Below are 12858 nucleotides of genomic sequence, written 5' to 3' on the forward strand. Positions count from 1 at the left end.
GCGGCTGCAAGGCGGTGTAGAGCGTTGCGCCCAAGGCCACGGCGATCAGGCCGGCCAACACGTGGCCCGGACGTCGGGACGCCGAAGGCTCACCGCCGCGCAAGGCAGGCATGAGCAAGAGCAATAGGACTGCAATCGCGGCCAGCGCAAAGAGGCGCGAGAACAGCGGCCAGAACGCCCATCCCGAATCCCATACCGCCCAGATGGCCGTGGCGGCAAGGACCGCCAGATAGACCACCGTGCCCAGCGGCCGCCGCAGCATGGCGAGGATGCCCGCGGCAATGAGCCCGATGCCAGCCAGCGCGAAGTACCAGGAGCCGCCAAGGGTGATGAGGCGGACCCCGCCCGCGAGCATGAAGAGCCCGAAGGCCACGATCACCAGGCCCAGCGCGATCAACGCGATGCCTCTGAATCCAAGGGCTTTCGCCCTGGCGCGGCTGGGGGAAGTGGAATCTTCGAGCATGCGGCGTGTCTCCTGATTTGTCTTGGCACGGCTCGCATGAGCGCCGCCATCGGGTTGGAAAAGCAACGGACGAGCGTTCGCCGGCGTGGCAGGAACGCTCGTCCACGAAGTGCGATCAGCGCATGATGAGCCCGCCGTCCACCGAGATGGATTGGCCGGTCACGTAGCTGGAAGCCGAGCTGCACAGCCACAGCACGGCGTCAGCGATCTCCTCGGCGCGTCCATGCCGGCGCATGGGAATGCCGGGGAGCATGGCGTCGAGTGCCTCCTTCTGGCCGGCGGCAACCATCTGGTCTGCCATCGGGGTCCAGATCAGGCCCGGGCACACGGCATTGACGCGGATGTTGCGCGTGGCGTATTCCAACGCCGCGCTCTTGGTCAGCCCGAGAACACCGTGCTTTGCGGCATGGTAGGTGCCACGCTCGGCACCGCCGACCAGCCCACCCAGCGACGAGCAGTTGACGATGGCGCCACTTCCCTGCTGGCGCATGTGCTGCAGTTCGTACTTCATGCACGCCCAGATGCCGCGCAGATTGACCGAATTCACACGGTCGAAGTCCTCGACCGTCGCGTCGGCGGTCTCCGCGAGAGCGTTCTGGATGCCGGCATTGTTGAAGGCCACGTCCAGGCGGCCGAAAGTGGAGACGGTTTCCTTGACCATCGCCTCGACCTCGCTCAGATCGGCCACGTTGCAGCGGATGCCGATGGCCTTGAATCCAGCCGCGACCAGTTCGTCGGCAGCGGCGCGTGCGCCGTCGCCATTCACGTCCGCCAGCGCAACGGAAGCGCCCGCCTGCGCGAAGGCCTTGGCGGTAGCCAGGCCGATACCCGACGCCGCGCCGGTGACAAGTGCCACTTGGTTTTCGAAGGAGATTTTCATGATGTCAGTTCCTCTGTTGGAGATGTGTTCTGGATAAAGATGGGGCGACGAAATGGACCCGGCACCTGGGTGCGCTGCGTTTGCGGCTGCTCCCGGGTGCCTCGCCCCTGGGCCTACGTGCTTGGAGCCTTCCCGGCCTGCGCAACCGGCACGCGCATGCGATAGACCTTCGCGGCCGTGCCGTGGAACAGCGCAGCCTTCTCATCGGCCGAAGCCGACCGGACGATGTACTTCAGTGCGTTCCACAGGGGCACGAAGCCTGCGGATCGGCCATCCGGCGGATAGTTGCTTTCCATCAGGCAACGGTCGGCGCCGAACGCCTCGATGGTGGTTTCCACATAGGGGCGCCAGGCCACCGCCAGCTCGCGGTATCCGATGGGGTCCTTGCGCTCCTCGAACCGGAAGCCCCAGAAAGGCATGCCCAGGCCACCCACCTTGCAGTGGATGTTCGGGCGCCGGGCCGCCTCGGTCATCAGCCGGCGGTACTCCCGAAACACTTGTTCTCGTGCCGGCGCGTCCAGGTCCATCGCCATCGCATGGCCGCAGTGGTTCAGCACGATGGTGGTGTCGGGGAACGCATCTGCCAGCTCGATCACCTCCGGCAACTGGTGATGGAAGACCGCCGCGTCGAAGCTCAGACCGCGCCTGGCGAGGTGGGCGAAGGCCGGACGAAAACCCGCGCTCTGCATCACGCCGCTCGGCGGCCGGGTCGGAATGAAGCGGTATGGCGCCTCGGATGGGTCTTCGATGGTGACCTGGCGCACGCCCCGGAAACGGTCCGGTGCGCGCTCCATCGCCCGGTCCAACAGTTCGGCCACCTGGTCGCCCAGCCGCAGGTCGGCGTGGCCCACGATGGCGGCGCAGACGCGGCAGCCGTAGCGGCCGCTGTCGCACATCGCGCCGATGCCGTTGGCGAACTCGATCTCGCCGAGCGGGCGCAGCACTTCGGGGCCGTCCGTCCTCGCAAAAGCCAAGGTCTCCACGTACACCGAAGCGACAACCCGATGGCCGGCGTGCGTGTCCGCCAGATAGTCGTCGATCATGTAGCGCAGCCCGGGCCGATCGAACAGGTGGTGGTGCGCGTCGATGATCGGGAGATCCGGCTCCAGGATGGGTTCGTCGCGCCCCACCTGCATCTGGCGATAGTCGCCGGACGACAACGTTTGAGCGCGTGCCACGGAGAAGGCCACGGGACTGGCGAGCGCGAGTGCGAGCAGGTTCCGGCGCTTCATGTCATCACCTCGGCGACAGTCGCAACAATCGGTCCTTCGAGGGACCTTCCCCTCTCGGCGACCGGTTCGTCGTGATCACGTAGAGGTCGCGCCCGACCGGCAGCACGCCCCGGATACGGTCGCCGGAACTGAACACGGGCTTGAGCGCCTTGGCCTCTTCGTCCACGACGAACAGCCCCCGTGCACCGAGCGCTGCGACCAGCAGCTCGTTGCCGGCGAACGCGGCGCCTGCGGGTGCCCAGGTGCTGCGGCCGGATTCGATCCAGGCCGGTTCCATGCCGCTGCGCCGCTCGGCGCCTTCGGCAAGCGGCCAGCCGTAGTTCGCGCCCGGCCTGATCCGGTTGATCTCGTCATGGCCGAACTCGCCATGCTCGACCACGAACAGTTCGCCGGCCGGATTCCATGCCATGCCCTGCGGATTGCGATGGCCGTAGGAATAGACCAGTGAACCTGGGAAGGGGTTGTCCTGCGGCGCCCGGCCGTCCAGCGTCATGCGCAGCACCTTGCCGGCGAGGTTGCCCCGGTCCTGCGGCCGCTCGCGGTTGGCCGTCCAGCCCGTGGTCACGTACAGGTGTCCATCCGGCCCGATGGCGATGGCCCCGCCGTTGTAGAGCCGGTGGCCGGGGATGCCCGCCAGCAACACGCGGGTTTCGCGCCAGGTGGTGCCGTCGAACCGCGCCTGGATGACCTTGTTGGTCAGGCCCGCATCGGAGCGGTACGAGTGGTAGAAATAGGCGACGCCGCTTTGCGCAAAGTCGCGCGACAGCGCCATGCCGAGCAGGCCCGCGCCGCTCTCATCCACGATGGGGTCGGAGGTCTGGAGCGGGTAGCGCTGCTGCCGGCCGTTCTCGATCACGACGATGTGGCCCGCCTTCTCGGTCAGCAGGAACCGGTCGCCGGCCCGCGCGATGTTCCAGGGATAGTCGAGGCCGTCGCTCACCACCTGCATGGCCCAGTCGCCAGGCGCGGTGGCCTGGATACGCACGGTGCCGGCCGCGTCCTGCGCCAGGGCCACCGGGGCGGTACACACCGACAGCGCCTGGATGCACAGGGCGATGAGCAATGGCCTCATGTCAGTGACTCCCTGTCATCCGTTGTTCACAGGTGCTTGCCGAAGAACTCGGCCATCTTGTCCACGGCAGGCGTCACGTACTGCGGCTTGTCGTACAGGTCGAAGTGCGAGGCACCGGGGACGATCATCAGTTCCTTGGGTTGCTGAGCCTTGGCATACGCCGCTTCGCTGAACTTGCGCGTCTCGGCGCGCTCGCCCGCGATCAGCAGCACGGGCCGCGGCGAGATCAGTTCCATGTGCTCCAGCGGGTAGTACGCCATGTGCAGGCCGGGGCTGGTGACGACGAAGCGGTTGCGGGCATTCGGATGCGCGCCGCGCGGCGTCAGGTAGTACTCGGTCGCCTCGCGGGTGAAGTTGTCGGTGCTGGCATTCACCTGATCGCGCGACGGCAGCAGTTGCTGCACCAGTACGGGTGCGCCGGCTGCTTCCTTGTTCAGTTGTTCGTCCACGCGCTGCAGCAGCTTCTGGCGATCCTCCGCCGTGACAGGGAGTCCCTGGATGCCGGTGCGGGTCGCATCCCCGATGTCGTAGGCAACCACGCTGGCCACCGCCTTCACGCGCAGATCGGTCTGGGCCTCGTGCAACGTATAGCCACCGCCGGCGCAGACGCCGACCGCACCGATGCGGTTCGCATCGACCTGCGGCAGGCTGGCCAAGTAGCCCACCGCGCTGCGGATGTCCTGCACACGGTCGGCCGGGTCTTCCAGGTCGCGCGGCTCGCCGCCGCTTTCGCCGTAGTGCGAGGCATCGTAGGCCAGCGTGATAAAGCCCTTGCGGGCCAGTTGCTGCGCGTATAGGCCGGAGGTCTGCTCCTTCACGCCGCCCCAGGGGTGCGCCACGACGATCGCCGGGTACGTCTTGCTGCTGTCGTAGTTGGCGGGCAGGTACAGGTTGCCAGCCATCTGGACACCGCTATTGTTGAATGTGACCTTCTGGGAGCCGACCACGTTCACGCCTTGTGCCACGGCGGTCGGTTCGGCGGCGTGCGCAAACGTGGGTATCGCGAACAGGATCGCGGCGGACATCAATGAGTTTTTCAAGATAGACATTTCGATTCCTTCACTGCTTGGCGTCGCGGGGAATGATCCGTACCGTCGCGGCGCGCGAGCGCTCGCTGATCATGGGTTGCAGGTACTGGCTGCCCGAATACTTTGCCCGGTAGGCATCGTCGATGCGGTCGTTGATCGGCCCTGCGACCGGCTCGAAGGAAACCTCCCTTGTCATGCCGGCTGCGACGATTCGGCCCGCTTTCTCGCGTATCGCGGCCTGATGCCACCGGGAGTTGACCCCGTTGTAGGCGCGCACGTAGAGATCGCCATCGACGGCCACGCACCAGATCCACGTGGGCGTGCCATAGGTCACGCCATCCTCGCGGAACGGCGCGATGTGAAGATCGTCGGCTTTGACGATCTTGCTGAGTTCTTCACTTGACCAATTCATTCGTGATTCTCCTGAAGCCTGTGCGGTGGCAGCCTTGCTCGACGGGGGAGCAGTCAGCAGGGCGCTGCCGACCAGCACCGCGGCGGCGCCGAATCCCACAAGACTCCTTCTGCTCGTCAGCATGTTCGTGACTCCGGGTTGGCGAAGGGGCGGAAATGCGCGGCTACCTTTCACCATCAGCTTTCGACCTGTTTCTGCTGCGAGGCCGGATACCGATCACCCACGATCTGGATCTTCGAGACGGCGGTCTCCAGTTCCTGCACTTCCGCCGGGGTCAGCGCCACTTCGGCGGTGCGCAGGTTCTCGTCCAGGTGGGCCAGCTTGGTGGTGCCGGGAATCGGCACGATCCAGGGGGCCTTCGCCATCATCCAGGCCAGTGCCACCTGCGCGGAGGTGAGCCCCCGGGTTCTGCCGAACGTGTTGAGCACTTCCACCACCGCCAGGTTCGCCCGGATGGCTTCCGGCGTGAAACGCGGCAGCGTGTTGCGGTTGTCGTTGCCGGAATCAAAGCGCGTGTACTCGGTGATGCCGCCGCCAAGGAATCCTCGGTTGAGCGGGCTGTAGGGCACGAAGCCGATCCCCAATTCCTGGAGCACCGGAAACACCTCTTTTTCCTGGCCGCGCCACATCAGGTGGTATTCGCTCTGCACGGCGGTCACCGGCTGCACGGCATGGGCGCGGCGGATGGTCTGCGCATTGACCTCGCAAAGCCCAAAGCGCCTGACCTTGCCTTCCTGTATCAAATCCTTGACGGTGCCCGCGACGTCCTCGATCGGCACAGCGGGATCGAGACGGTGCTGATAGAACAGTTCGATGGTTTCGACCCGCAGACGCTTGAGCGATTCTTCCGCGACACGCCGAATGTTCTGGGGCGTACTGTCCAGCTCGCCTTCGAAGTACTTGCCGTCAACGATGCGGTGTCCGAACTTTGTGGTGATGTTCACCTTGCCCCGGAACGGGTACAGCCCTTCACCGGCCAGTTCTTCGTTGATCAGAGGACCGTAGATTTGCGCGGTGTCGAACAGCGTGACGCCGCGCTCGGCTGCCTGATGCAGCAGCTCGATCATGGCTTTGCGGTCGGGATGGACGCCGCGGTTGTAGTTCATGCCCATGACGCCGAAGCCCAGGGCGGACACCTCCATGCGGAAGTCGCCTGAACCAAGGGTTCGCTGCTTGGTGATGTTGGGCAGGTCCATGGCATTGCTCCCCGATGAAGTCGTTGTGGCTTGCTGTGCGACGGCCGTTCCCATCATGAGAGGCGTGGCACATACGGCTGCGCCGACCGTTGCGCTTGCCTTCAACAGGTCACGTCGGCTGGAGGAAATTTGCTCGTTCATCGGGTCTGCTCCTTCACTATTCAGTGGACAAAAAGCGCCGTATGGCGACGCAACGATCCAGCCTGCACCAAGCGTTCCCAATTCGACCGATCGTGACGTTCAGCGCCATGCTGACGCTCATCCGAATCATGCAATCGGGCAACCCATGCCAGAGGCCTATGACGGCTGGAGCGGGTGCTTCTGCGCTGCCTCAATGCTCGCTTGCAGGGCTTGGCGTTCCGGGCAGAAGGCCTGCCTTCCTTGGCTGATACTGAACTTTAGATGGCGCGCCCAACATTGAATAGACGGCAGAATTCGCATAGTCCCATAAGATTTGCTCATGAATCGAGGCATCCAATATGGTTGTTTTTCGAGCGAAGTTCAGACGAAGCCTGTAAAATACATACAGTCCTATAAAGGGGGTTCATCAATGTCGCGTGACAACTTCAGCGACCTGCTGGCCTTCATCGCCGTGGCGCGCGCACGCAGCTTTACGCGCGCGGCAGCCCAGCTTCGGGTCACACAACCGGCCTTGAGCTACACCATCCGGGCGTTGGAGGAAAGATTGGGCGTCCGTCTTCTCATGCGCAGCACGCGCGGCGTATCGCCCACCGAGGCGGGCCAGCGGCTACTGGATCGTCTCGCCCCTGAATTCGACGAGATCGAGGCCGAAATCCAGTCGCTTGGTGAGCTTCGGGACGAGCCCATGGGAACGATCCGGATCACCGCCATCGACTACGCCATCCGAAGCATCCTCTGGCCAAAGCTGGCGAAGTTCCTCCCGAAATATCCCAAGATTAAGGTCGAGCTGGTTAACGAGTACGAAAGCGTCGATATCGCCGCGCGCGGCTACGACGCTGGCGTGCGGTTCGGCCAGGAACTGGCCCAGGACATGATTTCAGTGCGGATCGGCCCTGACGTTCGCAACATGGTGGTGGGATCGAAGTCCTACTTCGCGGACCGGCCCGTGCCCAAGACCCCGCGCGACCTCACCGAGCACGCATGCATCAATCTGCGAACATCCACCTATGGTGGCCTCTACGAATGGGAGTTCACCAAGGGCAAGCGCGCAGTGAATGCCCGTGTGGACGGAACAGTTACCTTCAACAACGCCTACGACGTTTTCGAGGCGGCCAAGGCTGGCTTCGGGCTGGCCTACCTGCCTGAGGACATGGTTCGCCCTTATGTCGCGAAGGGGCAGCTCGTCTCCGTGCTGGAGGACTGGTGCCCGGTGTGGCCCGGCTTCCATCTCTACTACCCAAACCGGCGCCAGCCTTCGCGTGCGATGACCTTGCTGGTCGAAGCCTTGCGTTACCGGCAATAGCAGCGGAGTTCCTCGTATGTCTGGTGAAAATTTTCGCGACATCCTGGCTTTTCTCGCTGTTGCGCGAGAGCGGAGCTTTACCCGCGCGGCGGCTCAGTTGGGCGTGTCTCAGTCGGCGCTAAGCCACACCATTCGCGCATTGGAGGCGCGGCTGGGGCTGCGTTTGCTGACGCGCACGACCCGCAGTGTGTCGCCAACGGAGGCAGGGGAACGCCTTATCCAGAGAGTGGCCCCTCGATTCGAGGCGATCACCGACGAACTGGTCGCGTTCGAGGAGCTACGCGACAAGCCTGCTGGGACCGTGCGTATCACAGCCTCTGATTTTGCAGCGAACACGATCCTCTGGCCCAAGCTCTCCAAGCTCCAGCAGAAGTATCCTGACGTCAAGATCGAGGTGGCGATCGAGCCGGGTCTGACCGACATTGTGGCGGAGCGCTTCGATGCCGGCGTTCGCTTCGGCGACCAGATTTCCAAGGACATGACGGCGGTTCGGATTTCACCGGACATCCGCATGGTAATCGTCGGGGCACCCTCCTACCTGGAAGGGCATCCGGCACCCAAGACGCCATCAGACTTGACCGACCACGAGTGCATCAATATGCGCTTCTCCGTGCGCGGCGGCGTGTACGCCTGGGAACTCAAGAAGGGCGAACGAAACCTGCAGGTGCGGGTTGATGGTTCGTGGACATTCAACTGCATCTATCCGGCTGTCGAGGCCGCACTGGCGGGATTCGGCTTGGCTTACATGCCCGAAGAACTTGCGCGCCCTCATATGAAGAGCGGCCAACTCCGGGCTGTACTCAAAGACTGGTGTCCCACTTTCCCCGGTCTTCACATCTACTTTGCCAGCCGGCGTCAGTCGTCACCCGCACTGTCACTGATTGTCGAGAAATTGCGTTACCGGCGCTAACGCGATCCCAGGCTACCGGGCAACTCGATTCATGAGCACCATTTATGGCTGCATATAGTTTCTGACGTCTAGTCGCGCGAAGCTGCTCCTACTACATTGGAGAGAATGCTTATCGAAGTCGTTGAGCATTCTCAACGCTCCTCCGGAAATCCTGGCCGCGTAGCGCGGGTTCCTCACAAAGGGGAACGTGGTTCCCCGTTCACGAATGCGATGTCGATGCCGAGAGGAACTATTTGCTTGCTCTGCAAGAGATGCAGTGAGCGAAGCCAACTCATTGAAAGGAGCCGTCCATGGAACTCAAACGCGCTGGAACTCAACCTTCGGCCAAAGGCCCTGCCGAGTGGTTTACCGGCACTGTCCGTATCGACCCGCTCAACAACCCTCCCGCTCCGGCTCGTACCTCGTGCGCGGCTGTGACCTTCGAGCCGGGCGCGCGCTCGGCCTGGCATACCCATCCTCTCGGCCAGACGCTGATCGTCACCGCAGGCTGCGGCTGGACGCAGTGCGAGGGTGAGCCCATCGTCGAGATCCGAGCGGGCGATGTCATCTGGTGTCCGCCCGGGCATAAGCACTGGCACGGCGCTACGCCCACCACCGCCATGACGCACATCGCAATCCAGGAAGCACTTGACGGCAAGAACGTGGACTGGCTGGAGCACGTGACCGACGAGCAGTACCTCGCAGGCCCGCCGCCGGGTGGCGGCGAAAACGGCTGAATGGCCGCCGATAGGCCTTTTACTACAAGGAAAGTCCCTCTATGCGAATCCCATTCTTCAAAATTCTCCTGACCGCAGCCGCACTACAAGCCGCCACGGCTGCTGTCGCCGCCCCCCAGGCCGATAGCGCAGAATCGGCGCCCGCCCAGCAGGAGATCGTGCTTGCAGGAAGTCAGGCCTCGATCGCCGGTCCTGCGGAGACGTTCACTGGCCGGGCGCGGATTGACCCGCTGTGGTCGCCCAACAAAGACATCAACGCCGCTGGCGCTATGGTCACTTTCGAGCCAGGTGCCCGCTCGGCGTGGCATACCCATCCCTACGGACAGCGTCTCGTGGTGAGTTCGGGTGTCGGACTCGTTCAGGAATGGGGCAAGCCGGTCGAGGTCGTGCGCCCTGGCGATGCGATCTGGTGCCCGCCGGGCGTTAAACACTGGCACGGCGCTGCGCCCAAGACCGCCGTCACTTACCTGACCGTCACAGGCACCGTGGATGGCAAGAATGTTGATTGGATGGAGAAAGTCACGGATGACCAATACGAGGGCAAACATGCACGATAAGAAGCGCCCCATGGCCAGTGCACTGGCTGCCATCGTCCTCGGCCTGACGACGACGCTGAGCCAAGCTGCCCCGAACACGCAGGAGCCCCGAGATATGAACGCCGCCGTATCTGAAACCCTCTCGATCCGCCAGCAGGCCATCGTGCCCATCGGGGCCTTCGCTGCAGCGGGTGACATCGCCAAACTGAACGCGGCTCTGAATCAGGGACTGGATGCCGGCCTGACCGTAAGCGACACCAAGGAAATCTTGGTACAGCTATACGCCTATGCGGGCTTTCCGCGCAGCCTCAATGCGCTGGGCGAATTGATGAAGGTGCTGGAGGCACGCAAACAGCGCGGTATCCAGGACGCACCCGGTCATTTTCCCAGCCGCCCCATCCCGAAGGGTGACGCGCTGCTCGCTGCAGGCACGGCCAACCAGACCAAACTGGCAGGCGCGCCGGTCAAGGGGCCACTGTTCGACTTCGCCCCTGCCATCGATGAATACCTCAAGGCGCATCTGTTCGGCGACATCTTCGAGCGCGACAACCTCGACTGGCAAAGCCGCGAGCTGGCCACGGTGGGGATGCTGGCGGCTCTGCCGGGCGCCGAGTCGCAATTGCAGTCGCACATGGGCATCAGCATGAACGTCGGCTTGACTGCCAGTCAGTTGCGCCAGCTCGCTCAGGTCCTCGCCGACCGCGTGGATGCCGAGCATGCTCGCCGTGCACGCGAGGCGCTGGAGCGGCAACTAGCCACCAAGTCGGGAGCAAAATAAAGATGCAAGCCACCATACTGTACGGCCCGCGCGATATCCGCTTCGAGGATCGTCCGGACCCCCAGATTGTCAAACCCACCGATGCCATCGTGCGCATCGCCGCAGCCTGCGTTTGCGGCTCGGATCTGTGGCCGTACCGGGGTATCCAGCCCATTACCGAGCCCATGCCGATGGGGCACGAGTACTGTGGCGTGGTGGAAGAAGTCGGCAGCGAAGTACGCCACATCAAGCCGGGTCAGTTCGTGATCGGCTCGTTCTTCGCCTCGGACAACGTGTGCCCGGTATGCCAGCATGGCTACCAGTCCTCCTGCCAGCAAGCTGAGTTTGTCGGCGGCGCTCAGGCTCCGCTACTGCGCGTGCCCCTCGCCGACGGCACATTGGTCGCCACGCCGGACATTCCCTCGAAAGAATTGATTCCGAGTCTGCTGGCCACGTCCGATGTGCTGGGGACAGGCTGGTATGCCGCCGTGGCAGCCAACGTCCAGCCAGGCGTGACGGCCGTTGTTGTTGGTGACGGCGCGGTCGGACTACTCGGTGTGCTCTCTGCCAAGCAGATGGGTGCCGAACGGATCATCGCAATGAGTCGTCATCCCTCCCGGCAAAAGCTCGCTCTGGAGTTCGGTGCGACAGACATCGTGACCGAGCGCGGAGAAGACGGCGTGGCGCGCATTATGGAAATGACCAACGGCCTCGGTGCCGACTCTGTTCTGGAGTGTGTTGGCACCCAGGAATCCATGATGCAAGCGATCCACTGCGCTCGCCAAGGGGGGTATGTGGGTTACGTCGGAGTTCCGCATGGCGTCGAACTCAATGGCGAAGAACTGTTCTTTGAACACGTTCATCTCCACGGCGGTCCTGCACCGGTGCGCCAATTCCTCCCAGAGCTAATTGACCTAGTTTGGCAAGGAAAGATCAACCCCGGCAAGGTGTTTGATCTGACGCTACCGTTGAATCAAGTGGCGGAAGGTTATCGGGCGATGGACGAACGTCGCGCGATCAAGACCCTATTGATTCCTTGATGCTCCAACGATCACGAAGCGGACACGTTTCAGGCGTTGCTGCTTCGTGAGATAGCTAGAAGAGCCTCAACGGGGGGCTCTGCGCACACCGTGCCAGCCATTCAGGGGTCGTCCCGTTTGGCTTGCAACGGGCATAGAGCGGGCGATGGCTGAGACTGGTTATTGCACGCTGGTCGAGTCATGAGATTTCCTGGAGGGCCGGTGGTAGTTAGGGTGCAAGCCTGCGAAACAAGCGCATAAAAGGACGTTCTTACTCAAGGAGGCTCACCTGTGGAATTGCGACATCTTCGCTTTTTTGTCGTTCTGGCCGAGGAGTTGCATTTCACACGCGCTGCCGAGCGCTTGCATATTGAACAGCCGCCTCTGTCGCGAGCCATCAAAGAGCTTGAGGAAGAACTGGGTGTGCTGCTTTTCGATCGGAACCGCCGAGGAACCGTGCTGACGGCAGCAGGCGCGACGTTCTTGCAGGACGTTCGTAGGCTGTTCACCATCCTTGAGCAGGCGCGAGAAAATGCCAAGGCCGTCGGCTCTGGCTTGCGAGGGAGCATCCGCATCGCAGTCTCTGACGGGGCGATCGATCCTCGGTTGTCGGCGTTTCTGGCCCGTTGTCGCGCGGAGGAACCGGAGATCGAGATCCGCCTCTCCGAACTACCCTTGGCTGAGCAACTGCGTGGCCTGCGGTCTGGCGACTTTACGATAGGGTTCGCGCACACTGCCGATGTTGGTGATGGCATTGTTGCCGAACCCATCTGGCAAGATCCGCTGGTCATCGCGGTTCCTGCGCGGCACGAATTGCTCGCCCACAAGGAAGTCCCTCTTCATGAGCTGGGGGGGCACCCACTCGTCTTATGTGATCCGCATGTGTGCGAGGGCTATTGCCGCGAACTTGCGCGCCTGCTTCGGCCACTGGAACACGAGCCTAATGTTGTTGAGCATGTGTCGTCACTGGACATGATGCTTACTCTTGTCGGCGCAGGCTTCGGCGTCGGTTTCACAACGGAAACCAGAATCGCAGCGTGCCAACGACCGGATGTGGTCATCCGCCCATTGGCGGTGGATTCCGCAGTGATCACGACCTACCTGCTTCGGCCCGACAATGACAGCCTGCCGGCTCCGCTGGAGCGATTTATCATTCGCCTACGCACCCATTTCGGTGGCTAACAAAGCTGCCC

Annotated in this window: 13 protein-coding genes and 1 pseudogene; 7 read left to right on the forward strand and 7 right to left on the reverse strand. The window is 63.0% G+C overall.

Going from position 1 to position 12858, the window contains the following annotated elements; translation table 11 throughout:
• The 7 genes and pseudogenes from ACDELDRAFT_RS07040 to ACDELDRAFT_RS07070 form a co-directional block, all read right to left on the reverse strand.
• A pseudogene (locus ACDELDRAFT_RS07040) lies at window positions 1–463 on the reverse strand (hypothetical protein); the annotation flags it as partial.
• Window positions 464–578: 115 nt separating this feature from the next.
• Window positions 579–1343, reverse strand: coding sequence for an SDR family NAD(P)-dependent oxidoreductase (locus ACDELDRAFT_RS07045; protein WP_005794964.1), 765 nt, complete (start codon window positions 1341–1343; stop codon window positions 579–581).
• Window positions 1344–1456: 113 nt separating this feature from the next.
• Window positions 1457–2575, reverse strand: a complete 1119-nt coding sequence (locus tag ACDELDRAFT_RS07050; protein ID WP_005794965.1) for an amidohydrolase family protein — start codon at window positions 2573–2575, stop codon at window positions 1457–1459.
• A gap of 4 nt (window positions 2576–2579) precedes the next feature.
• A complete protein-coding gene (locus tag ACDELDRAFT_RS07055) occupies window positions 2580–3647 on the reverse strand; it encodes a PQQ-dependent sugar dehydrogenase (RefSeq protein ID WP_005794967.1) in 1068 nt (355 codons plus the stop codon).
• 26 nt (window positions 3648–3673) lie between these two features.
• Window positions 3674–4696, reverse strand: a complete 1023-nt coding sequence (locus tag ACDELDRAFT_RS07060; RefSeq protein ID WP_005794968.1) for an alpha/beta hydrolase — start codon at window positions 4694–4696, stop codon at window positions 3674–3676.
• Between the two features lie 10 nt (window positions 4697–4706).
• On the reverse strand, window positions 4707–5210 hold the full coding sequence (locus tag ACDELDRAFT_RS07065; protein WP_232504732.1) for a DUF2255 family protein: 504 nt from the start codon (window positions 5208–5210) through the stop codon (window positions 4707–4709).
• A gap of 53 nt (window positions 5211–5263) precedes the next feature.
• Window positions 5264–6424 (reverse strand): aldo/keto reductase, encoded by a 1161-nt coding sequence (locus ACDELDRAFT_RS07070; RefSeq protein ID WP_005794970.1) that lies wholly within the window; start codon window positions 6422–6424, stop codon window positions 5264–5266.
• A 409-nt stretch (window positions 6425–6833) separates the two neighbouring features.
• On the opposite strand from ACDELDRAFT_RS07070, the gene ACDELDRAFT_RS07075 reads away from it, so the two are divergent.
• The 7 genes from ACDELDRAFT_RS07075 to ACDELDRAFT_RS07105 all read left to right on the forward strand — a co-directional run bounded on the left by ACDELDRAFT_RS07075 (window position 6834) and on the right by ACDELDRAFT_RS07105 (window position 12847).
• The gene (locus ACDELDRAFT_RS07075; RefSeq protein WP_005794971.1) at window positions 6834–7727 is read left to right on the forward strand and encodes a LysR family transcriptional regulator; all 894 of its coding nucleotides are present in this window, start codon (window positions 6834–6836) and stop codon (window positions 7725–7727) included.
• Between the two features lie 16 nt (window positions 7728–7743).
• On the forward strand, window positions 7744–8637 hold the full coding sequence (locus tag ACDELDRAFT_RS07080) for a LysR family transcriptional regulator (RefSeq protein WP_005794972.1): 894 nt from the start codon (window positions 7744–7746) through the stop codon (window positions 8635–8637).
• A gap of 290 nt (window positions 8638–8927) precedes the next feature.
• The gene (locus tag ACDELDRAFT_RS07085) at window positions 8928–9353 is read left to right on the forward strand and encodes a (R)-mandelonitrile lyase (protein ID WP_005794973.1); all 426 of its coding nucleotides are present in this window, start codon (window positions 8928–8930) and stop codon (window positions 9351–9353) included.
• 41 nt (window positions 9354–9394) lie between these two features.
• A complete protein-coding gene (locus tag ACDELDRAFT_RS07090) occupies window positions 9395–9910 on the forward strand; it encodes a (R)-mandelonitrile lyase (protein WP_005794974.1) in 516 nt (171 codons plus the stop codon).
• A 94-nt stretch (window positions 9911–10004) separates the two neighbouring features.
• On the forward strand, window positions 10005–10667 hold the full coding sequence (locus ACDELDRAFT_RS07095; RefSeq protein ID WP_040328366.1) for a carboxymuconolactone decarboxylase family protein: 663 nt from the start codon (window positions 10005–10007) through the stop codon (window positions 10665–10667).
• A 2-nt stretch (window positions 10668–10669) separates the two neighbouring features.
• Window positions 10670–11686 carry a zinc-dependent alcohol dehydrogenase family protein gene (locus ACDELDRAFT_RS07100; RefSeq protein WP_005794978.1) on the forward strand — a complete coding sequence of 339 codons (1017 nt, stop codon included), beginning with the start codon at window positions 10670–10672 and terminating at the stop codon, window positions 11684–11686.
• Between the two features lie 270 nt (window positions 11687–11956).
• Window positions 11957–12847, forward strand: coding sequence for a LysR family transcriptional regulator (locus tag ACDELDRAFT_RS07105; RefSeq protein ID WP_005794980.1), 891 nt, complete (start codon window positions 11957–11959; stop codon window positions 12845–12847).
• Window positions 12848–12858: the final 11 nt, after the last annotated feature.

Source organism: Acidovorax delafieldii 2AN (assembly GCF_000175235.1).
In the GTDB taxonomy this organism is placed as follows: Bacteria; Pseudomonadota; Gammaproteobacteria; order Burkholderiales; family Burkholderiaceae_C; genus Acidovorax; species Acidovorax delafieldii_B.

Bases quoted from the DNA above. Each gene is read 5' to 3' on its own strand.
- ACDELDRAFT_RS07045 (WP_005794964.1), bottom strand. From the start codon at position 1,343: ATGAAAATCTCCTTCGAAAACCAAGTGGCACTTGTCACCGGCGCGGCG.
- ACDELDRAFT_RS07050 (WP_005794965.1), bottom strand. From the start codon at position 2,575: ATGAAGCGCCGGAACCTGCTCGCACTCGCGCTCGCCAGTCCCGTGGCC.
- ACDELDRAFT_RS07055 (WP_005794967.1), bottom strand. From the start codon at position 3,647: ATGAGGCCATTGCTCATCGCCCTGTGCATCCAGGCGCTGTCGGTGTGT.
- ACDELDRAFT_RS07060 (WP_005794968.1), bottom strand. From the start codon at position 4,696: ATGTCTATCTTGAAAAACTCATTGATGTCCGCCGCGATCCTGTTCGCG.
- ACDELDRAFT_RS07065 (WP_232504732.1), bottom strand. From the start codon at position 5,210: ATGCTGACGAGCAGAAGGAGTCTTGTGGGATTCGGCGCCGCCGCGGTG.
- ACDELDRAFT_RS07070 (WP_005794970.1), bottom strand. From the start codon at position 6,424: ATGAACGAGCAAATTTCCTCCAGCCGACGTGACCTGTTGAAGGCAAGC.
- ACDELDRAFT_RS07075 (WP_005794971.1), top strand. From the start codon at position 6,834: ATGTCGCGTGACAACTTCAGCGACCTGCTGGCCTTCATCGCCGTGGCG.
- ACDELDRAFT_RS07080 (WP_005794972.1), top strand. From the start codon at position 7,744: ATGTCTGGTGAAAATTTTCGCGACATCCTGGCTTTTCTCGCTGTTGCG.
- ACDELDRAFT_RS07085 (WP_005794973.1), top strand. From the start codon at position 8,928: ATGGAACTCAAACGCGCTGGAACTCAACCTTCGGCCAAAGGCCCTGCC.
- ACDELDRAFT_RS07090 (WP_005794974.1), top strand. From the start codon at position 9,395: ATGCGAATCCCATTCTTCAAAATTCTCCTGACCGCAGCCGCACTACAA.
- ACDELDRAFT_RS07095 (WP_040328366.1), top strand. From the start codon at position 10,005: ATGAACGCCGCCGTATCTGAAACCCTCTCGATCCGCCAGCAGGCCATC.
- ACDELDRAFT_RS07100 (WP_005794978.1), top strand. From the start codon at position 10,670: ATGCAAGCCACCATACTGTACGGCCCGCGCGATATCCGCTTCGAGGAT.